Origin of the sequence: Bradyrhizobium sp. SZCCHNRI1009 (assembly GCF_032487575.1) — a bacterium.
Classification (GTDB): Bacteria; Pseudomonadota; Alphaproteobacteria; order Rhizobiales; family Xanthobacteraceae; genus Bradyrhizobium.
Genome location: NZ_JAUEUL010000018.1, coordinates 91,798 through 111,898, shown reverse-complemented (window position 1 = coordinate 111,898; position 20,101 = coordinate 91,798). Strand labels below are relative to the sequence as shown.

Genomic DNA, 20,101 nt, shown 5'->3' with positions numbered 1-20,101 from the left:
GCTCATCCATCCAAGCCGAAAGTCTTCACACCCTCGTTGAGCTGCCGCAACCGCTCGGCATCGCCGGACACCGCCTGCCGCGCCTCCGACAGCGCCCCCTTGGCCTTGTCGAGATCGCCCATCACGACATAGGCGCGCACCAGGCGCAGCCAGCCCTCGACGTCGTCGCCATTCTGCTTCAGCCGCGCCGCCAGCCGGTCGACCATGCCGCGGATCATCGTCTCGCGATCGCCTGCGCTCATGTCCTTGGCCGCGGCGATCGTCTCGCTCGGCAGCGCCGGCACCTCGCCGCCGCCGACGCGGGCCAGCGCCGCCGTCACCAGCGGCCGCCATGGCGCATCCGCGGGCGCCTTGCCCAGCATCGCCCGCCAGATCGCGCTCGCCTCGTCCTTGCGGCCGTCCTGCTCGGCAGAGAGGCCGAGATAGTAGTTCGACTTCGGCTCGTCGGCCTCGAGCGCATGGGCGCGCTCGAACTCCGCCTTGGCCTCGGCGGTGACGACACCGCCGGCGGCCGCCGTGATCATCTCGCCGAGATCGGCGCGCTTGGCCGCGCCGTCGCCGGCATAGGTGATCATGTTGCGATAGGCCCGAATCGCGTCATCGGTGCGGCCGAGCCGCGCCAGCACCGGGGCGAGCACGGTCCAGCCGCGGCCGTCGGTCGGGTTCTTCTGCAGGTGCTGCTCGACCTGCGCCACCAGCGTTTCCAGCGGCTGCGTCCCGTTGGGCGCCGCGCGGGCGGTGAGCGGGAAATCCGGCAGTTGCGGCGAGCCGAGCGGGAGGTAGACCGCGAGCGCCACGATCGGCACGCCGATCAGCGCCAGCACCGCCGACGCGCGGCGCAGACCGAGGCTCGGCTTCCCCGCGGCCTCGCCCTCCTGGTCCGCGGCGGCCAGCAGGCGGCGGCTGATCTCGACCCGCGCGGCTTCCGCCTCGACCTTGCCGATCAGCCCGGTCTCGACGTCGCGCTCGATCTCCGCCAGCTGGTCCTTGTAGACGGCGACCTCGCGCCCGTCCGACGCGGCCCGCGCGCCCCACCCGAGCGGCAGCAGGACGGCGAAGATCGCCGCGGCCGTCATCACGGCGAACACGAACCAGAGAGTCATCGGACAGGGTTCCAGTCAGCGCCTACCGGCAGGCGCGCCTCGCGCCGCTTTTAACCAGCACCGTTCCCGGCGGCAATTCACATTTGCCGCCGTGGTAGCCCAGCCGTCCGAGCCGAAAAACTCAGGACAATTACGTAATTAGGGGACCTCGAACTCGGCGCTCTTGGCGAGATAGCTGCCGTGCCCGTTCAGGGCCACCAGGAAATAGGTCCCCGGCCGGACATGGTCGGTGAGCCTGATCCGCAGCGACCCGACCGGGACCGGAGAGGCGATGGTGGTGACGGGATCGGGGAGTGGCGCCCCGCTCGTCTTGTCGACGAGCACGACCTTGGCCTTGATCATGAGGTTGCGATAGGTCGCGCGCACGACGCGGTTCTCGACCTCGACGAAGTTGATGACGGAAATCATGGTCTTGATGAAAACGGATGGAACCTGCGGGAACCTATGCGTGGCCCCGGGGCGGGGTCAACCTGAAATTGCAAAAATCAAAACGTGGACAGACTAGCAGAAAATCTCAACCGGCGCGCGAGGATTTTCGCTCGCCGTTCATCGCGTTCTCGGCCGCCCTGCTCATCAATTGGGCGTAGTCGTTGCCGAACAGGACGTGACAGAAGCGGATCGCCGCCGACACCTGCGACTGCCGATAGGCGCGCGCCCGCGCGTCGCCCGAGCGCAGCGACTGCACCAACGCTTCGGTGGCCTTCTCGACATATTGCTGCAGATCGGAATAGGTCCGCAGCGTCACCTCGTTGATCGCGAGCTCGCTGGCATAGTTGCGGCAGACCGCGACGAACTCGATCAGCGCCGCCACCTCCTCGACCTCGCCGCCGTCGACGCCGGCGCCGGCCGGAATGTCCTTGTCGGCGCGCTGGCGCAGGATGCGGCGGACGCGGCCCGGCACGCTGTCGATCTCCGATTGCAGGGCATTGGAGATGTCGGCGCGGATCGCGGTGAGCTGCTTGCCCCAATTCGATTCCGAGCGCAGGTCGAGCTCGGTGCGCAGGCCGCGAACGCCGTCATGCAGCGTCTTCAGCGTATCGCCGAGATTGGAGAAATGACCGCGCCGGATGTCGGCGCGCAGCACCGAGGCGAGGCCGGCGAGATCGTTGAGCGCGATGGTGACGGCGACGCCGAACGGGGTCGCCGCCACGCGGATCTCATCGTCCGATGCCGCGATCTTGGTGGCGAGCCGGATGATCTGCCAGGGCGCGGCGAGCCGCTGCATCACCAGCGACAGTGCGAACGGCAGCATCGAGGGCGTCTGCAGTGACGGCACGTTGATGGCTTCGGTGACGGAGGCAATCTGCGAATCGCCGAGCACGCGGATGATGCCGGGCAGCCGGCCGTTGAGGCCGTCGAGCGCCTCGCGATTCTGCAGCACCAGCCCGATCGGCAGCAGATCCTCGATCACGCTGGGTGCGCCGATGCGGGCGAGCGCGCGCTGGCGGTCGCCGGTCGCGTTGGGGCCGACGAGGTTCATCAGCGCCTCGGCGGCGGCGCGCTGCAGCTTGCGTGCGGCCATCTCGACCTCGCGCGAACTGTCGCCGGCGACCGACATCGCGGCCTCGAATTCGGCGTAGCGCTCCGGCGCGCCTTCGCGGCCGAGCCACTGCCAGACCGGCAACAGCGAGGCACGGCGGATCTGGCCGGGACGGAGAGGACCAGTGGAATCGGTGAGGAACGGGTCGAGCGGCCGGAACAGCCGACGCGGGCCATCGCCACTCTGGCGGCGCTCCTCGCGGGCCGGCGGACGAGCGACCTCGATGGCGGGTTGGGGACGCACGGGATCCAATGTTGGAGCGGGAGCCGGCGGCGCGACGGGCCGCACCACCTTGCGCAACTGCTCGAGCACCAGGGTCGCCACGGCGACGTCCTGGCCACGCTCGATGGCGCGCTCGAATTCGCGCATCAGGAGCGACTGCGCGTTCGGCGGCAGCTGCCCGAGATATTCCCTTAACCGCTCGTGAGCTGTCTGACCCATGCGCCGGCGTGCAAATTTCCACGGCGAGAGCGCACATCGCGCACCCCTGCCCGGACCATACGGTCCGCGGTATTAAGAACACCTTTAGGATGGCGAAATTCGCCGCCCCGTCAAACGCCGGGCAATCTCAGCTCCGCCCGCAGTCCCCCGGTCGGGGCATCGCCCAGGGTCAGGCGGCCGCCATAGAGCGCGGCCAGATCGGTGACGATCGACAGCCCGAGCCCCGACCCCGGCTTGGATTCGTCCAGCCGCTGGCCGCGCCGCAGCACCTGGGCACGCTCGGCGGCCGAGAGGCCACGGCCATCGTCATCGACCACGATCCGCAGCATCGGCGAGGCCCCGGACTGGGCCGGCGGCTCCACGGTGAGCTCGACCGAGACTCGCGAGGTCGCCCATTTGCAGGCATTGTCGACCAAATTGCCGACCATCTCCTCCAGATCCTGGCGCTCGCCGCGAAACCTCGCCGCGGGATCGGCGGTCGCCGCGACCACGATGCCGCGGTCGCGGTAGATCTTTTCCATGGTGCGGCGCAGCGCCTCGATGGCCGGCGCCACCTCCGTCACGGTGGACACGATGGTGACGCGCGCGGCGATCCGCGCCCGCTCGAGGTGGTGGGCGACCTGGTCGCGCATGACGTCCGCCTGCTCCATCACCTTGGCCGCGAACGGGTCCGCCGCATGGGTCGCCGCTTCATTCACGATGACCGAGAGCGGCGTCTTGATGGCATGGGCGAGATTGCCGACATGCGTGCGCGCCCGCTCGACGATCTCGCGATTGGCATCGATCAGGGCATTGGTCTCGCGGGCCAGCGGCGCGATCTCCACCGGGAACTCCCCTTCCAGCCGCTCGGCGCGCCCGGACCGGATGTCGGCGATCGATTCGGAGATGCGTTTCAGCGGCGCGAGGCCATAGCGGACCTGGAAGATGGTCGTGAGCAGCAGCACGATCCCGAGCGCGGTGAAGGTGCCGCCGAGGTAGTAGTCGAAACTGCGGGTCTCGTCGAAGATCTCCGAGGCATCGCCTGCGACGCCGACCAGGAACTTGCCGTCGGAGCCGAGATCCACCGGGCGCTCGACCATGCGCAGGTCCTGGTTCTCCGGCCCCTCGACATAGCCGATCCGGATCCCGGCCGCCGTCAGCTCGATCCCCTGCTCCTCCAGCTTGGGCAGCTTCTTGTCCCACAGCGAGCGCGAGGCCCGTACCTCCGGCTTCTCGGCGTCGGTACGGGTGATCTGCCAGTACCAGCCGGACAGCGGCAGCTCGAACAATGGCTCGCCCAATGACTGGAATTGGCGGTCCGGCGGATCGTCGGGGGTGGCGACCTCGGCGATCAGGGTGCGCAGATAGAGATTGAGCCGGCGATCGAAGGCGCGCTCGGTCGCGTTGCGATACACCGAGGACAGCACGATGCCGGTGATGGCGAGAATGACCACGAGCCACGCGGTCGCGGACAGGAACAACCGGGTGGCAAGTGAGCTCTGGCGCATGACCGCAAACTAGCGAAACGGCCGGCGCCCGGCCACCGCGAATGGCTGGCTCCGGAAACGGATCAGGCGCCTGCGGCCGGCGGCGGGGTCAGCAGATAGCCGAGGCCGCGCACGGTCTGGATGACGTCGCAGTCGAGCTTCTTCCTGATGCGGCCGACGAACACCTCGATGGTGTTCGAGTCGCGGTCGAAGTCCTGGTCGTAGAGATGCTCGACCAGCTCGCTGCGCGAGACGACGCGGCCGGAATGATGCATCAGATAGGACAGCAGGCGGTATTCATGTGAGGTCATCTTGACGGGGTTGCCCGACACGCTGACCTTGCCGGTGCGGGTGTCCAGGGTGACCGGCCCGCAGGTCAGCTCGCTCTGGGCGTGGCCGGCCGAGCGGCGCAGCAACGCGCGGATGCGCGCCAGCACCTCTTCGAGGTGGAAGGGCTTGGCAACGTAGTCGTCGGCGCCGGCGTCGAAGCCCTGGACCTTGTCGCTCCAGCGGTCGCGCGCGGTGAGAATCAGGACCGGCATCGCCCGGCCATTGCGCCGCCACGCCTCCAGCACCGAGATGCCGTCCATCTTGGGCAGGCCGATATCCAGCACGACAGCGTCATAGGGCTCGCTGTCGCCCAGATAGTGCCCTTCCTCCCCATCGAACGCACGGTCCACGACGTAGCCGGCGTCGCTCAGGGCCGTGGTGAGCTGACGGTTGAGATCCGGATCGTCCTCGACAACGAGCAGACGCACGCTTGCCTCCAAAGCTGAACTGCACGATTTCCGCCCTCAAGATGAACCGGAAGGCCGTGAACCGTGCATGAACGGAACCCGAGCGACCAGGTTACTTTTTGGTCATCTCGATCGGGACCGCCGGCAGGCGGCCGACAGAATTGGGGCGGATATAAGCTCCGGGACACCACGATGAAAAGCCCGGCCATGGGAATGGCCGGGCTGGATTTCGTGACCAGGCGAAGGGCGTCGGCCGCGGCGTCACGCAGCCGGCCGACCTCGCGATGTGCCTCTCAGGTGTGGAAGAACACGAACCACACGAGGCCCAGGACCAGCAGTGCCAGCCCCGTGGAGATGGCCAGCATCGCCAGGACCGACGGGCCGGGCTCGCCCTGCCGCGCTTCGGTTGGAGTTTCGACGATCTGCGACCCTCGTCTTGTTGCCATGGCGCCCTCAGCTCGCTGCTGTTCGATATCGAGCGCGGTATCGCGCTCCCTCAGTTGCTCCCGTTGGCAACGTCGACCGCCAGATGATGTTCCGGGACGGACACGGCTGCGACCAGTTAACGCCGCTCTCAGAATCTGCAGCTACGCTTGTTGAATCCGGGGCCTGCGGTGTTATCCTCGCGGCAGCTACCGACAACTATGTCCGCAGCAGCCCGGTCCCGGGGGAGCACGCCCGTCAGTTTGCAGTTGAGTGGAGTTGAGGAATGGCCCCGCGCGCCAATTGGAAGGGTTTTCTGCGCCTGTCGCTCGTGACCTGTCCGGTCGCGCTCTATCCGGCGACGTCCGAGTCCGAGAAGGTCTCCTTCAACCAGATCAACCGCAAGACCGGCCACCGCATCAAATACAGCAGGGTCGATGCCGAGACCGGCGAGGAGGTCGCCAGCGACGACATCGTCAAGGGCTACAAGGTCGACACCGACACCTACATCGAGGTCACCAAGGACGAGCTCGACGACATCGCGCTGGAATCGACGCACACGATCGAGATCGACGAGTTCGTGCCGCGCACCGACATCGACAGCCGCTATCTGATCCGCCCCTATTACCTCGTGCCCGACGGCAAGGTCGGCCATGATGCCTTCGCGGTCATTCGCGAGACCATCCGCAGCATGGACAAGGTCGCGATCGGCCGTGTCGTGCTGACCAACCGCGAGCACATCATCGCGCTGGAGCCGCTCGGCAAGGGCCTGATGGGAACGCTGCTGCGCTACCCCTACGAGGTGCGCAGCGAGGACGAGTATTTCGACGACATCCAGGATGTGAAGATCACCGGCGACATGCTGGATCTCGCCAAGCACATCGTCGAGAAGAAATCGGCCGACTTCCAGCCGGAGACCTTCGAGGATCACTACGAGGCCGCGCTGATCGAGCTCATCAACAAGAAGCGCAGCGGCGTGACGATCGCCGCCAAGACCGCGCCGAAGTCGAGCGGCAACGTCATCAACCTGATGGACGCCCTGAAGCGCAGCCTTGCCGGCGAGGGTGACAAGGCGCCCGCCGCGGCCGCCCCCGCGCCGAAGGCCAAGGCCAAGAAGCCGAAGAAGCGCGTCGAAGGCCAGCGCGAGATGCTGCTGCCGATCAGCGGCAAGAAGGCCAAGGACGAGCCGAAGAAAGCCGAGGAGCCGAAGAAGTCGGACAAGACCGCGCGGACCACCGCACGCTCGCGCAAGGCGAGTTGAGAGCGACCTCCGAACCTTCGCACGGCGTACCGATCCTGTGCATCACGATCGCTCGGCGGCGAGTTCCGAGTGTTGCCGCGGGTTCGCCACCGCGTGTGGCGCCACCGCATTCCGATTGGCGCAGGAAATATCTGCGTTGGTCAGGTAAGTCGATCCGGCGATGGCGATCCGGCGATCAGGCGCGGATTCGTGATCGTTTCGACATCACTTGGATGCTTGCGGAATGATCACGTCGCGCCTAGCTCTGCCCCGCGGGATGGTGATCCGGGCCTCAGCTTCCTGACGGAAGATCGATGTGCCTGATCGGTCGGGACGACGCTGGCGAAGTCGTCCCAGCCGCACGACGCGGCGTATCAAGGGGATGTGGATGTTTCAGCACGATGCGGACCAACGCCGGGCGCAGTACGCCTAGCGATGGCACGGGTTCAGCTGTCCGAGCTCTCCGCTTTCGCAGCCGTCGCGGATTCGTTGAGCTTCACCAAGGCGGCCGCTCATCTCGGCTGCTCCTTGCCGACCATCAGCCAGACCATCAAGAGCCTCGAGGAGCGGCTGGACGTCAGGCTGTTCAACCGGACGACGCGCAGCGTGGCCCTCACCGAGGCCGGCGAGCGCCTGCTGGCGGAGATCCAGCCGATTCTCGAACGGGTCGACCAGGCCATCGAGAGCATCAACGCGTTCCGCGACAAGCCGATGGGCACCCTGCGCCTGACCGTATCGCGTGTGTTCGCCGTGAGAGGGCTCGGGCCCCTGATCAGGTCGTTCCTGGCCGAATACCCGGACATCCATATCGAACTGGCTGTCGACGACACCAACAGTGACATCGTGCGCAATCGCTTTGATGCCGGCATCAGATCCGGACACCGGGTGGAGCGCGACATGAAGGTCATCCGCGTGTTCGACGAGTGCAGCTTCGTTGCGGTTGCCGCCCCCGGCTATCTCGCGGCGCATCCCGCGCCGGCCGTTCCCGAGGATCTCCAGGCCCATAACTGCATCCGGCATCGGGTCCCTGCCGACGATACGCTGCAGCCCTGGATCTTCGAAAAGGGCGGCGAGCGCACCGAGATTGCCGTGGACGGCTCTCTTATCGTCAACGACTTCGATCTCGCGCTGAATGCCGCGCTCGACGGCATCGGCGTTGCTTATCTGGTCGAGCCGATGATCGAGTCGCATCTGGCCGAAGGACGGCTGATGCGGCTGCTGCCCGGCTGGCGCTACGCGACGCCCGGACTGTTCCTGTACCATCCGAGCCGCCGGCAACCGCCGATGCCGCTGCAGGTCTTTCTCGACTTCGTCAAGCGCTGGCGCAGCGGCGTCACGCTGGACGCAATGTCGCGCGCGGCGGATTACGATGCACGCGGGTTGGTAGCAGCGACGTCACACCGAGCGTCGATGCACGTCGAGCCGAACCGCCGTTGATATCTCACGTGTGGCCCTGAGAATCTTCGCGCGTCACCGACGGCGCCGCGGAAGCACAATGACGTGCGCAGTTTGCGCTGAGCGCCCGGGATTGTTCGGGATTCCCATCTAGCCTATTCACGATTATCACCATTAACAAATCGACACCGCGAGGCCAAAACCGCGGCGTCACTGCGTCGATGCTGGTGCGTGCGAGCAGCGTGTTAACGACGATCGAGTGGGCTTCGAACAAGGCAGAGCACATTCATCAAATCGAAATTGGCTCATGCACACTTCATTCAACCATTCCGCCGGTCGCGCCGATCGAGCCGTCGTCGGAATCAGAGGTGTGAGAGCGGCAATCTGGCGAAGCCAGAGGCGACACGCGGGGGGCCGTGTGCATCGCCGTCAACCGGAGAAACGGAAATGAAGACGTTGAGGGGCCTGCTTCTCGGAACGGGAGCAGTGATACTGTCCGCCGCTGCGGCTCAGGCCGCGGATCTTCCGCTGAAGGCCAAGGCCGTCGAATATGTGAAGGTGTGCTCGCTCTACGGCACGGGCTTCTACTACATTCCCGGCACCGACACCTGCATCAAGCTCGGCGGCTATCTGCGTGCCGAGACCGCGCTGTGGACCAACAGCAACTATGGTGGCGCCTATTCGGGGCAGGCCGGCGCCGACAACCGCCTGAGCAATCGCTACCAGACTCGCTCGCGCCAGGATCTGAACATCGATACACGCACCGCGACCGAATATGGCGTGGTGCGCACCTACTTCGAAACCGTGCTGAACTGGACCTCGGGCTCCTACGGCGGCACCGGCGCCGGCGCGACGTCCTACACCGGCGACGCCATCTCGGGCGGCATCGTCGGCGTCTACTACGCCTTCATCCAGTTCGCCGGCTTCACGATGGGCAAGGCGGTGTCGACCTTCGACGCGCCCTGGACCAATTATCCCGGCAACAATTTCGACGGCCTGGTCGGCGGCAGCGGCTCCAACAACGGCGTCAACCAGTTCACCTACACCGCCGATTTCGGCCAGGGCATCACCGCCGCGATCTCGCTGGAAGACCAGACGCAGTTCTTCACCACCAACATCTGGAACACCTCCGGCATCACCGCGGCTGGCGTGCTCGGTGGCAATTACGGCTCGAGCGCCTTCGGCGGCACTGTCGCGCCCGACATCATCGGCATGGTTCGCGTCGACCAGGCCTGGGGCCTCTTCCAGGCATCGTTCGCCGCGCATGACAATCATGCCGCCTATTACGGTGCGGCCGAGACCTCGGGTCACCCCTCCGACAAATGGGGCTGGGCCGCGCAACTGGCGCTGTCCATCAAGAACATCCCCACCGGTCCGGGCGACGTCGTCAACCTGCAGGCGGTCTACACCGACGGCGCGAGCCGCTACAACTTCCAGAGCCTCGCCAACACGACCTATTCGATGTACGGCAGCACGGGCGTGGCCGGCGCCTATCAGAGCATCGGCTTCGCCGGCGTCGGCGACGCGGTGTTCGGCACCGGCACGGGCCTGTCGACCGTGCAGACCTGGGGCATGCGCGGCGCCTTCACCCACAATTGGGATCCGCGCTGGAATACGGCGCTGTATGGCGCCTATGCCCAGGTGAAGTATGGTCAGACGGGCTCGGCTCTCGTCTGCGCCGGCATTGCCGCCACTGGCATGCTCACGGCGGGCTCGACCTGCAATCCCGACTTCAATCTCGGTCAGATCGGCCTCATCACCCGATGGACGCCGGTCAAGGGCCTGACCTTCTCGGCCGACGTGACCTACAGCCACCTCGATCAGAAATTCTCGGGCACGGCCATTGCTCCGGCCGTCACGAGCACGGCCAAGCCGGCCGCGACCTACCAGCTCAAGGACCAGGACACGGTGAGCATGCTGCTGCGCGCCCAGCGCAACTTTTGAAGCTGGGCCGTTGAACCTCTGACCGCTCGACGAGCTTCCGGCGATGCCCCCGCCGGAAGCTTCGTTCGTGGAGACGAGCGGCGCGTCGCGAGGGATGGGGCGAAATGCGGCAGGCGTCGTGCGGGTCACGACGCCTGTGATTTGTCGGACGGTGCGCGCTGACCTGATCGCGCCGGCGGCGTGACCGGCCGGCTACTTGATCGAGGTGTTGATCGCGGTGAACTTGCTGCTCAGCCCCGAGCCCAGGCCATTCACGGCCGCCAGGATCACGATGCTCAATCCACCGGCAATGATGGCGTATTCGATCGAGGTCGCGCCAGCCTGATTCTTCAGGAAGCTCGCAATCAACTGCCGCATCTACCTCTCCGGTCGGGCTCGATCATGGGATCGCGCCGGAACGGCGCGCGCAGGCCGGGACGGACGCCCCAGCGAAAACCCTCGGTCATCCGCTTGAACAATCAGTTAACCCGATCAGGTACCTGGCGGGCCCGCCGCGCCGGCCCCCGGCCCCGCCCTTGCTCTCTGATCCGGCACGCAGCCGCGCCGCCGACTGATCCGCAAACATCTGGATTGATTGAGCTTTATTTTCTGCTTGCCACGCCTTCGGCAGGCCGGCCCGGCCATCGCCGAGCTCGGCCCTTGCCCGGACATATTGAGAAAAAATTCGGTCGGCCCGGGGAGACGCCGGCCGCATGATCTGCGTCAACGGCCATGGCGCGGACGGGCTTAAGGGGTATCCTGGCCGCCATGAGCACAACAGATTCCGCCCGTCCCCAGCTCAAGATCCGCAGCGTCGCGCTCGACACCGGCCGCGAGAACGTGGTCGTGATCTCCCGACGCTCGAAGGCGTTGCGGCCCGAGGTCTTCCGCGGCTTCAGCCGCGTCGAGCTGCGCTGCAACTCGCGGACGCTGCTGGCGACCCTTCTGATCACCGACGACGATGCGCTGGTCGGCCCCGACGAGATCGGCCTGTCGGAGCCGGCGATGCGGCGCTTCGCGGAAGCCGCCGGCACGCTGGCGACGGTGTCGCCGGCGACCCCGCCCGAGAGCCTGGAAGCGGTGCGCGCCAAGATCCGCGGCGAGACCCTGAGCGACCAGGCGATCGCGGCCGTGATCGACGACCTCGCCCACTACCGCTACTCGGACATGGAGATCGCCGCCTTCCTGATCGGCTCAGCCAGCTTCATGAGCTCCGGCGAGCTGCTGGCGCTGACCCGCGCGATGGCCAATGCCGGCACGCAGTTGAAATGGCCCGAGCCGGTCGTGGTCGACAAGCACTGCATCGGCGGCATCCCCGGCAACCGCACCTCGATGGTGGTGGTGCCGATCGTCGCCGCCCACGGCCTGACCATTCCAAAAACCTCGTCGCGCGCGATCACCTCGCCGGCCGGCACCGCCGATACGATGGAGGTGCTGGCGCGGGTGAATGTGGGCGCCGACGAGATGAAGTCGATCGTTGCGGCCTGCAATGGCTGCATGATCTGGGGCGGCCACGTCAATCTGTCGCCGGCCGACGACGTCCTGATCTCGGTCGAGCGCCCGCTCAGCCTCGACACCCGTGAGCAGATGGTCGCCTCGATCCTGTCGAAGAAGCTGGCCGCCGGCTCGACGCATCTGCTGCTCGACCTGCCGGTCGGGCCGACCGCCAAGCTCACCAGCGGCGCGGAGGCGATGCGGCTGCGCAAGCTGTTCGAATTCGTCGGCGACCGGTTCGGGCTCAAGGTCGAGGTGATCACGACCGACGGCCGCCAGCCGATCGGCAACGGCATCGGCCCCGTGCTGGAGGCGCGTGACGTGATGGCGGTGCTGGGCAACGAGCCGTCGGCGCCTGTGGACCTGCGCGAGAAGTCGCTGCGGCTCGCCGCGCATCTGCTCGAATATGATCCGAAGCTGCGCGGCGGCGCCGGCTACAACAGGGCGCGCGAGCTGCTCGACAGCGGCGCGGCGCTCAGGCAGATGCTGAAGATCATCGATGCCCAGGGGCCACCGGAATGCCGCAGCGAGCTCGGCGATCTCGCCTTCGACGTCAAGGCCGAGCACGACGGCATCGTCTCCGCGATCGACTGCCTGCGGCTCAATCGCCTGGCGCGTACCGCCGGCGCGCCGGTGAACAAGGGCTCCGGGATCATGCTGTTCAAGAAGATCGGCGATCGCGTCGACCAGGGTGAGCCACTTTATCGCGTGTTCACCTGCGATCCGTCGGAGCATGATCTGGCCGCAGCCGCAGCCGCCGTCAACCACGGCTATGGCTTCGCCGACGGCGCGAATGGTCGTTCGTGATGAACCGTCATCGAGCATCGATCCATCGTCCTCGGGAGACCGCCGCATGAGTGTGACCGTTCGCTTCTGCGGGGCCGCGCATACCGTGACCGGGTCCTGCTGTCTGGTGCGGAGCGGCAAAAGCCAGTTTCTGATCGATTGCGGCCTGTTCCAGGGACAGAAGACGCTGAAGGAGCTCAACTACGGCGACTTCCCGTTCCGTCCCGCCGACATCGACGCCGTGCTGCTGACGCATGCGCATATCGACCATAGCGGCCTGCTGCCGAAGCTCGTGCGCCTGGGCTTCGACGGCAAGATCTTCGCCACCCGCGGCACCATCGATCTGTGCTCATGGATGCTGCCCGATGCCGGCAACATCCAGGAGCAGGAGGTGCTGGCGCTGAACCGCCGCAACATCGCGCGCGGCCGCGGCGAGGTCAGCCCGATCTATACCCAGGCCGACGCCATCGCGGCGATGCAATACTTTCAGCCGGTCGCCTATGAGACCTGGACCGACATCGTGCCGGGCGTTCGCGCCCGCTACTGGAATGCCGGGCATCTGCTGGGCTCGGCCTCGATCGAGATCGAATTCGCAGGACAAGGCGCCGACGGCGCGGCGCTGCGGCTGCTCGCCTCCGGCGATGTCGGGCCCGACGCCAAGCTGCTGCAGCCGGACCCGAAAGCGCCCGAAGGTTTCGACTACGTGATCTCCGAGGCCACCTATGGCGACCGCATTCGCGAGCCGACCACGCCGGAGCTGCGCCGCGGCCGTCTGGCCGGCGAGGTGCGCGACGCGGCGGCGGCCAAGGGCGCGCTGTTGATCCCGGCCTTCGCGGTCGAGCGGACGCAGGAGCTGATCGTCGATCTGGTCGGCCTGATGGAGCGCGGCGAGATTCCGGCCGCACCGGTCTTCCTGGATTCGCCGCTTGCGATCCACGCCACCGAGGTGTTCCGCGCGCATACCGAGAGCCTCGACGGCGGCAGCGATGTCGGCCGTCTGCTGTCGTCGTCGCATCTGCGCTTCACCGAGACCGTCGATGAAAGCAAGGCGATCGCCAAGCTGACCGGCTTCCACATCATCATCGCCGCCAGCGGCATGTGCGATGCCGGTCGCATCCGCCACCATCTCAAGCGCTGGCTGTGGAACAACCGCGCCACCGTGCTGCTGGTCGGCTACCAGGCCAACGGCACGCTGGGGCGCTTCCTGCAGGACGGCGTCAAGGCGGTGCGCATCCAGGGCGAGGAGATCAAGGTCGCGGCGCGCATCCGCATGATGGACGACTATTCCGGCCACGCCGACGGCACCGAGATCGCCCGCTGGATCGCGGCCCGCCGTCCGATCGCGCGCGGCCTGTTCCTGTCCCATGGCGAGGAGGCCGCGATCACGGCGCTGGCAGCACGCGTCGCCGAGCGCATCGTGCCGACCGCGAAAGTGTTCTCCCCCCTGCTCGACGACGTCTACGAGCTGACGACCGCGGTGCCGACGCCGCTCGACGTCGCACGCCGGCGGCGGCTGGCGCCGGAGGCGGTCACCCGGCTGGACTGGCACAACGACATGTCCGGCCTGCTGCTCGACATCCACGAGCGGATCGAGCAGGCCGCCGACGACCGCGCCCGCGGCGTCATCATCCGCCGCCTGCGCCGGGCGCTGGAAGAGTGATGCGAGCGGCGCCGCCGCGAAGGCTGCGCGCCTGCGATGTTCGTCGTCGAACGGTCACACTTTGATCGCACCTTGAGGACGATCAGGTGCGGTGCGAAGCTCGCAGACGGCGACGCTCCCCCAGCTTGTGCATATTGAAACACACAACGTGCCGACGGCTGGTCTCCGGGAGCTGTTCTGATAGGCTCGGCACGTGGTTCATAACAACGGAACGATCCGGGTGAACCGGGCGCAGGTGGGGAAACGAGGGGCTCTCACATGCATCAACCATCGAAATGGTGGGCGGGACTGATCGCTGTTGCCGTGCTGTGGCTCGCCGCCATGAGCTTCAAGACGGCTGATGTCGAGGACGACATTGCGCCGCGAGTCCGCGCCGCCATTGCCGCCGCCGTCCCCGATACGGCCGCAGCGCTCAAGGTCTCGGTCGCGGGCCGCGACGTTCGCATCGCAGGGCCGGAGTTCAGTCCCGACCAGTCGACGAAACTGGCAGACGCCGCCACGGTCAATGGCGTCCGGCTCGTCGACGGTACCTACGACAAGCTGCCGACACCGAAGCCCTATGCTTTCCGCGCCACGCGAAACGGCGGCCAGCTCGTGCTCGAAGGCGCGGTGCCGACGCCCGCCGTTCGCAATGCCGTGCTCAATGCCGTCCGTTCGTCCGGCGGTGAGGTGGTCGATCGCCTCTCCTATGCACTGGGGGCTCCGGCCGACTTCGCGGCCATCGCAAGCCACGGAGCGGTCCAGGCCGCCAAGCTCAATGGCGGCACGTTCGCGCTCGCGGACAAGGCCTATTCGATCGCAGGCGCCGCCGCCTCATCGGACGTCTACGAGGCCGCCGTCGCCGCGACGCGGCAGCTGCCGGGCGGCGCCGTGCTCGACAAAATGGCGATCCTGCCGCCGGAGGCAAAGCCCTTCATCTGGAGCGCGGTCCGCGAGGGCAACACGCTGGTGATGTCCGGCGTCGTCCCGAACGACGACATCAGGCGCGCGCTCGAGGCCGCCGCGACCAAGGCCTGGCCCGGCACGTCGGTGATGCATCAGATGCAGATCGCGCGCGGCGCGCCTGACGGCGATTTCGGTGCCTACGCCTCCTATGCGCTTGCGGAGCTCGCCAGGCTGAGCACGGGCCGGGTCGTCATCTCCGACGCCACCTACGCGATCTCGGGCGAAGCACCCTCGACCGCCGCCTACGACGAAACGATGGCCGGCGTCGGCAAGCTGCCGGCCGGGCTGACCTTGGCGAAGGCCGACATTCTGCCGCCGGAGATCAAGCCCTATCGCTGGTCGGCGGAGTTCGACGGCACCGGCCTGAGCCTCACAGGTCTCGCGCCGAGCGCGACCGCCCGCGAGGCGATGCTGGCCTCTGCCAGCGGACAGTTCGACGGCAAGCCGATCAAGAGCCAGATCGGCATCGCCCGCGGCGCCCCCGATGGCGACGTTGCCAAAGCGAGCGCGAGCCTGCTGCAGCAGCTCGCCAGGCTTGCGCAGGGGCGGGCCGAGATCAACGACACTCAGGTCTCGCTCAGGGGCGTGGGACTCGCCAATGTCACCGGCGCGACCGTGCGCGAGCAACTGGCCGGCGCCCTGCCCGCGCCGTTCGCGCTCGCATCCATCGACGTCCGCGACGGCCCGGTCTCGCCCTACGCGTTCGGACTGCAGAAGCAGGACGGCCGTGTCCTGCTGAGCGGCTATGTGCCTGATGACGCCGCCCGCCGCGATCTCGTCGACGCCGCCACGACGACCTTCATCACCGAGACGGTCGAGGACGGCCTGAAGATCGGCGACGGTGCGCCAAAGGATTACGTGCAGTCGCTGAAGGCGACGTTCCCGGCGCTGGCGCGGCTGTGGTCCGGCGCGCTGACGGCGAAGGACGCGGCGATCACGGTCGACGGGCTCGCCATCTACGACAAGTCGGCCGAGCAGGTCCGCAAGGAGCTGGCCGACGCGGTCGGCAGCGGCTTCAAGCTCGACGACGTCAAGATCGGCCTCAAGCCGGAAGGCCCGCCACTGGCGGTCGCGGAGTGCCAGCCGGCGTTCAACGGGCTGCTCGCCAAGGGCCGCATCCGCTTCAGCACCGGCAGCGCCGAGCTGAGCCGCGCCTCGCTGGCGCTGCTCGACCACCTGATCGAGGTTGCGCAGCGCTGCAAGGACGCCGAGATCGCGATCGAGGGCCACACCGACAATGTCGGGGACGAAGCTGACAACATGGACCTCTCCAAGCGCCGGGCGGCGGCGGTGGTCGGCTATATCGGCGACGCCGGCATCGACACCTCGCGCATGACCTCGGAGGGCTACGGCCAGAACAAGCCGGTCGCCTCCAACGACACGGCCGAAGGCCGCGCGCAGAACCGCCGCATCGAATTCGTCGTCAAGTGAGGCGCTGACATCATGATGTACGACCTTGCGACATTTCCGTTCTGGATCATCCTCGCCGCCGGCATCGGCGGCTTTGTCGGCTGGCGCACCTGGTCGGACGAGCCGCGGCCGGACTGGCTGAGAAGCTGGCTGCTGCCGGCGACGCTCGCCCTTGTCATCGGGATCCTGATGGCGCTGCTGAGCGTGCTGCCCGGACGTGCCGGCCTGTGGCTCGAGGTCGGCCTGCTGATGGTCGGCGCCTATGTGCTCGGCTGCCTGATCGGCGGACAGCTCAAGGAATATGTCGGGCTGGGTGACACCAGTGCGATGTCGCCGGGCGGTCCTGGAAACAGCGTCGCGTTCGCCGGCGCAACCGCGGCGGCTCGTCCTTGGGCGGACAGCCCTTCCCCGGCTTCGCAAGCTGCAGCCAGCGTCGAGGCCGACCGCCTCGCCACTGAAGCTGCCGCAAAGGCCGAAGCCGAACGTGTTGCGGCCGAAGCCGCTGCAAGGGCGGAGGCCGAGCGGCTGGCCGCCGAGACGGCCGCAAAGGCCGAGGCTGAGCGGCTCGCCGCGGAAGCCGCGGCAAGGGCCGAGGCTGATCGTCTGGCGGCTGAAGCCGCAGCGAAGGCCGAAGCCGAACGTCTCGCTGCCGAGGCGGTGGCGAAGGCCGAGTCCGATCGCCTTGCTGCGGAGGCCGCCGCGAAAGCCGAAGCCGACCGCCTCGCTGCGGAAGCCGCCGCGAAAGCAGAGGCCGATCGTGTTGCGGCAGAAGCGGCTGCGAAGGCCGAAGCTGAACGCTTGGCCGCCGAAGCAGCGGCGAAAGCCGAAGCGGACCGTCTTTCGGCGGAGGCCGTTGCGAAGGCCGCGGCGGAAGCTCAGCGTCTCGCGGCCGAAGCGACCGCCAAGGCCGAGGCCGATCGCCTGGCCGCCGAAGCGGCCGCACGGGCGGAAGCCGATCGCCTCGCCGCGGACGCCGAGGCGGAACGGCTCGCAGCCGAGGTGGCCGCATCAGCGGCCCCGGAGAGCCCGGCCGCGGCCGACGACAGACCGCCGGCCCTGCCCGCCCCCGAGGGCGCCGCGGACGATCTCAAGCTCATCAAGGGCATCGGACCCAAGAACGAGCGCATCCTGAACGACATCGGCGTGCATCATTTCAGCCAGATCGCGGCGTGGTCGCCGGCGCATGCCGACTGGGTCGGCCATCACATGGCCTTCCCCGGCCGCATCGAGCGCGAGCATTGGATCGCGCAGGCCAAGCTGCTCGCGGCCGGCCTCGACACCGCGCATTCCAGCGCGGTGAAGTCCGGCGCGATCACCATCGACGAACACGCCGACACGCCGCTGAGCGAGGACGAGGCGAGCTACCTCCTGGCCCACCTGCCGGCGCTGATGCCGCCCGTCGAGAACGAAGACGCCCATGGCGGCGCCCGCCCGCTCGGGCTCGTCGCGCCGCGCGGCGGCCAGGCCGACGATCTCAAGCTGATCAAGGGCATCGGCAAGCAGAACGAGGCGCGGCTGCATGGCCTCGGCATCTGGCATTTCGCGCAGATCGCGGCCTGGACCGCCGAGCACGCCAAATGGGTCGGCTCGTATCTGGCGTTCGCAGGACGGATCGAGCGCGAACAATGGATCAGCCAGGCCAGGGAGCTGGCGAGCGGCGGCACGACCGAATTCGCGAAACGCGTCGAGGCCGGTCTGGTGAAGTCATCGCTCGACGATGGCTCGCGCGGGCAGGACAACATCGAAATCGTTCAGCCGCGCGAGTAGCTGCGCCGACGGGCGAACCGTAGGGTAGGCAAAGGCGCTGTCGCGCCCTCGCCTCACGCGCGCTCGTGGTGGCGCCGTGCTCACCGTCTCGCCGCGGCCGTGCTGGACGATGGTGGGCACGGCGCGCGACAGCGTGCTTCGCAGGGCTGTCCTGCCGGGCGCCTTTGCCCACCCTACGGCCCTATTCCGCCAGCTCCACGGCCTCATTCCGCGACGGGCCGGCCAGCGGCCGCTCCTCCATCAGCATCATGCAGACGGAGGCGCAGGCGAGCATCGCGGTGGCCGCGGCATAGACGAAGCGGAAGGCATGGATCATGTCGGCTTCCGCAATGCCGCTGACGGCGCCATGAGCGCCCTCTGCCAGCGAGATGTCGGCGCCCAGCGCCATCAGCAGGATGGCGCTGAAGGCCGCGACCGTGAACGAGGACATCATCGAGCGGAAGAAGTTCATCGCGCCGGTGATGGTGCCGATCTGGGAGCGGTCCACCGCGTTCTGCAGCGACACCACCGAAATCGGGAACGCAGTGCCAAGCCCGATGCCGTAGATCGACAGCAGCACCATCAGCACCCATAGCGACGGCGTCGTCACCGTCATGACCGCGGCGGCGATGGTGCCGATGATCGTGCCCACGATGGCGACGCGCTTGTAGTGCTTGACCCGGGCCATGGTACGGCCGGCAATCGCGGCACCGAAGGTCGAGATCGCCGCGATCGGGATCAGGCCGAGGCCGGCCTGGCTCGGCGTCAGATGATAGACCAGCTCGTAGTACAGCGGCAGATGGACCGTGAGCCCGATCAGCGCGCCGAGTGCGCAGCCGCTCGCCAGCATGCCGTAGGGCACGACCGTGCCGCCCATCAGCGACAGCGGCAGGAATGGCTCATCGGCCCGCTTGGCGTGCCAGACGAAGGCGAGACCCAGCGCGACCGCGCTGCCGATCATCGCCAGCAGCGTGGGCGACAGCCAGGCCAGCTTGTGGCCGCCCCAGGTCAGCACCAGCATGAACACGACGGCCGAGGCCATCAGCAGCAGGCCACCGGCCCAGTCGACCTTGCGCAAGCGGTGATAGACCGGCAGCCGGCCCATCTTGGGCAGCAGCAATGCGAGCGCGGCGATCGCGAGCGGGACGTTGATCCAGAAGATCATTGACCAGTGCAGATGGTCGGCGAAGAAGCCGCCGATCACCGGCCCGAGCAGACCGGCCAACAACCAGACGCCGCTGAAATAGGCCTGATACTGGCCGCGCTCGCGCGGGCTGACGACGTCGGAGATCACGGTCTGGACCACCGGCATGATGCCGCCGCCGCCGAGCCCCTGCAGGCCACGGGCAAGGATCAGCACCGGCATGTTCGGCGCCAGCGCACAGACGACGGAGCCGACCACGAACAGGCTGAGCGCGGTGATGATCATGGAGCGGCGGCCGTAGATGTCGCACAGCGTGCCGAACACCGGCGCCACCGCGGTCGATGCCAGCAGGTAGGCCGTGATCACCCAGGACAGGTTGGTCACGTCCTGGAACTCGCGGCCGATGGTCGGCAGCGCCGTCGCCACGATGGTCTGGTCGAGCGCGGCCAGGAACATCGTCAGCAGCAGGCTCATCAGGATGGTGCGCACCTCGGCCGGGGTCAGCGGCACCGGGGCCGCGAGCGGCGGCGCATCCTCGATCGCCTGCACCTGCGGCGGAATGGCCGGCAGCTCGGCGGCGATCTCTTCAGGCAGGGATTGGGACGCGGCAGGGTAATGCGTCTGCCGATCAAACTTGTTCATGGGATG

At 67.5% G+C, this 20,101-nt stretch carries 15 protein-coding genes; 7 read left to right on the top strand and 8 right to left on the bottom strand.

Features of this window, described 5'->3' with window-relative positions:
• Positions 1-2: 2 nt before the first annotated feature.
• From ccmI to QX010_RS25370, 6 genes are all read right to left on the bottom strand, one after another.
• Complete coding sequence (gene ccmI, locus QX010_RS25395) at positions 3-1,103, bottom strand: c-type cytochrome biogenesis protein CcmI (RefSeq protein ID WP_316182605.1); 1,101 nt, start codon at positions 1,101-1,103, stop codon at positions 3-5.
• A gap of 138 nt (positions 1,104-1,241) precedes the next feature.
• A complete protein-coding gene (locus tag QX010_RS25390; protein ID WP_315804188.1) occupies positions 1,242-1,511 on the bottom strand; it encodes a hypothetical protein in 270 nt (89 codons plus the stop codon).
• Between the two features lie 106 nt (positions 1,512-1,617).
• Positions 1,618-3,084, bottom strand: coding sequence for a hypothetical protein (locus QX010_RS25385; RefSeq protein ID WP_315804189.1), 1,467 nt, complete (start codon positions 3,082-3,084; stop codon positions 1,618-1,620).
• A gap of 110 nt (positions 3,085-3,194) precedes the next feature.
• Positions 3,195-4,571: a sensor histidine kinase gene (locus QX010_RS25380; protein ID WP_316182603.1), complete on the bottom strand. Its 1,377-nt coding sequence runs from the start codon at positions 4,569-4,571 to the stop codon at positions 3,195-3,197.
• A 62-nt stretch (positions 4,572-4,633) separates the two neighbouring features.
• Positions 4,634-5,308 (bottom strand): response regulator transcription factor, encoded by a 675-nt coding sequence (locus tag QX010_RS25375; RefSeq protein WP_006614547.1) that lies wholly within the window; start codon positions 5,306-5,308, stop codon positions 4,634-4,636.
• 272 nt (positions 5,309-5,580) lie between these two features.
• Positions 5,581-5,733, bottom strand: coding sequence for a hypothetical protein (locus QX010_RS25370; protein WP_009027687.1), 153 nt, complete (start codon positions 5,731-5,733; stop codon positions 5,581-5,583).
• A gap of 263 nt (positions 5,734-5,996) precedes the next feature.
• Here QX010_RS25370 and QX010_RS25365 point away from each other — a divergent pair, with 263 nt between their 5' ends.
• The 3 genes from QX010_RS25365 (at position 5,997) to QX010_RS25355 (ending at position 10,289) form a co-directional block, all read left to right on the top strand.
• Positions 5,997-6,971, top strand: coding sequence for a Ku protein (locus QX010_RS25365; RefSeq protein ID WP_315804191.1), 975 nt, complete (start codon positions 5,997-5,999; stop codon positions 6,969-6,971).
• A 414-nt stretch (positions 6,972-7,385) separates the two neighbouring features.
• On the top strand, positions 7,386-8,387 hold the full coding sequence (locus QX010_RS25360) for a LysR family transcriptional regulator (RefSeq protein ID WP_315804192.1): 1,002 nt from the start codon (positions 7,386-7,388) through the stop codon (positions 8,385-8,387).
• Positions 8,388-8,792: 405 nt separating this feature from the next.
• The gene (locus QX010_RS25355; RefSeq protein ID WP_315804193.1) at positions 8,793-10,289 is read left to right on the top strand and encodes a porin; all 1,497 of its coding nucleotides are present in this window, start codon (positions 8,793-8,795) and stop codon (positions 10,287-10,289) included.
• Positions 10,290-10,481: 192 nt separating this feature from the next.
• On the opposite strand, the gene QX010_RS25350 is transcribed toward QX010_RS25355, so the two are convergent.
• Entirely contained in the window at positions 10,482-10,646 is a 165-nt protein-coding gene (locus tag QX010_RS25350; protein WP_315716136.1) for a Flp family type IVb pilin, read from the bottom strand.
• A gap of 390 nt (positions 10,647-11,036) precedes the next feature.
• Between QX010_RS25350 and QX010_RS25345 the strand changes: the two genes are divergently transcribed.
• The 4 genes from QX010_RS25345 to QX010_RS25330 all read left to right on the top strand — a co-directional run bounded on the left by QX010_RS25345 (position 11,037) and on the right by QX010_RS25330 (position 18,330).
• Positions 11,037-12,569: a thymidine phosphorylase family protein gene (locus QX010_RS25345; RefSeq protein ID WP_316182597.1), complete on the top strand. Its 1,533-nt coding sequence runs from the start codon at positions 11,037-11,039 to the stop codon at positions 12,567-12,569.
• A gap of 46 nt (positions 12,570-12,615) precedes the next feature.
• Positions 12,616-14,208, top strand: a complete 1,593-nt coding sequence (locus tag QX010_RS25340) for an MBL fold metallo-hydrolase (protein ID WP_316182595.1) — start codon at positions 12,616-12,618, stop codon at positions 14,206-14,208.
• Between the two features lie 258 nt (positions 14,209-14,466).
• Positions 14,467-16,584 (top strand): OmpA family protein, encoded by a 2,118-nt coding sequence (locus tag QX010_RS25335; RefSeq protein WP_316182593.1) that lies wholly within the window; start codon positions 14,467-14,469, stop codon positions 16,582-16,584.
• 12 nt (positions 16,585-16,596) lie between these two features.
• A complete protein-coding gene (locus tag QX010_RS25330) occupies positions 16,597-18,330 on the top strand; it encodes a cell envelope biogenesis protein TolA (protein ID WP_316182591.1) in 1,734 nt (577 codons plus the stop codon).
• Positions 18,331-18,511: 181 nt separating this feature from the next.
• On the opposite strand, the gene QX010_RS25325 is transcribed toward QX010_RS25330, so the two are convergent.
• A complete protein-coding gene (locus QX010_RS25325; RefSeq protein ID WP_316182590.1) occupies positions 18,512-20,095 on the bottom strand; it encodes an MDR family MFS transporter in 1,584 nt (527 codons plus the stop codon).
• Positions 20,096-20,101: the final 6 nt, after the last annotated feature.

What these genes read in the sequence shown, in the direction of transcription:
- QX010_RS25325 (WP_316182590.1), bottom strand. Translation starts at nt 20,095, where the DNA reads ATGAACAAGTTTGATCGGCAGACGCATTACCCTGCCGCGTCCCAATCC.
- QX010_RS25335 (WP_316182593.1), top strand. Translation starts at nt 14,467, where the DNA reads ATGCATCAACCATCGAAATGGTGGGCGGGACTGATCGCTGTTGCCGTG.
- QX010_RS25390 (WP_315804188.1), bottom strand. Translation starts at nt 1,511, where the DNA reads ATGATTTCCGTCATCAACTTCGTCGAGGTCGAGAACCGCGTCGTGCGC.
- QX010_RS25350 (WP_315716136.1), bottom strand. Translation starts at nt 10,646, where the DNA reads ATGCGGCAGTTGATTGCGAGCTTCCTGAAGAATCAGGCTGGCGCGACC.
- QX010_RS25365 (WP_315804191.1), top strand. Translation starts at nt 5,997, where the DNA reads ATGGCCCCGCGCGCCAATTGGAAGGGTTTTCTGCGCCTGTCGCTCGTG.
- QX010_RS25330 (WP_316182591.1), top strand. Translation starts at nt 16,597, where the DNA reads ATGATGTACGACCTTGCGACATTTCCGTTCTGGATCATCCTCGCCGCC.
- ccmI (WP_316182605.1), bottom strand. Translation starts at nt 1,103, where the DNA reads ATGACTCTCTGGTTCGTGTTCGCCGTGATGACGGCCGCGGCGATCTTC.
- QX010_RS25340 (WP_316182595.1), top strand. Translation starts at nt 12,616, where the DNA reads ATGAGTGTGACCGTTCGCTTCTGCGGGGCCGCGCATACCGTGACCGGG.
- QX010_RS25345 (WP_316182597.1), top strand. Translation starts at nt 11,037, where the DNA reads ATGAGCACAACAGATTCCGCCCGTCCCCAGCTCAAGATCCGCAGCGTC.
- QX010_RS25360 (WP_315804192.1), top strand. Translation starts at nt 7,386, where the DNA reads ATGGCACGGGTTCAGCTGTCCGAGCTCTCCGCTTTCGCAGCCGTCGCG.
- QX010_RS25370 (WP_009027687.1), bottom strand. Translation starts at nt 5,733, where the DNA reads ATGGCAACAAGACGAGGGTCGCAGATCGTCGAAACTCCAACCGAAGCG.
- QX010_RS25385 (WP_315804189.1), bottom strand. Translation starts at nt 3,084, where the DNA reads ATGGGTCAGACAGCTCACGAGCGGTTAAGGGAATATCTCGGGCAGCTG.
- QX010_RS25380 (WP_316182603.1), bottom strand. Translation starts at nt 4,571, where the DNA reads ATGCGCCAGAGCTCACTTGCCACCCGGTTGTTCCTGTCCGCGACCGCG.
- QX010_RS25355 (WP_315804193.1), top strand. Translation starts at nt 8,793, where the DNA reads ATGAAGACGTTGAGGGGCCTGCTTCTCGGAACGGGAGCAGTGATACTG.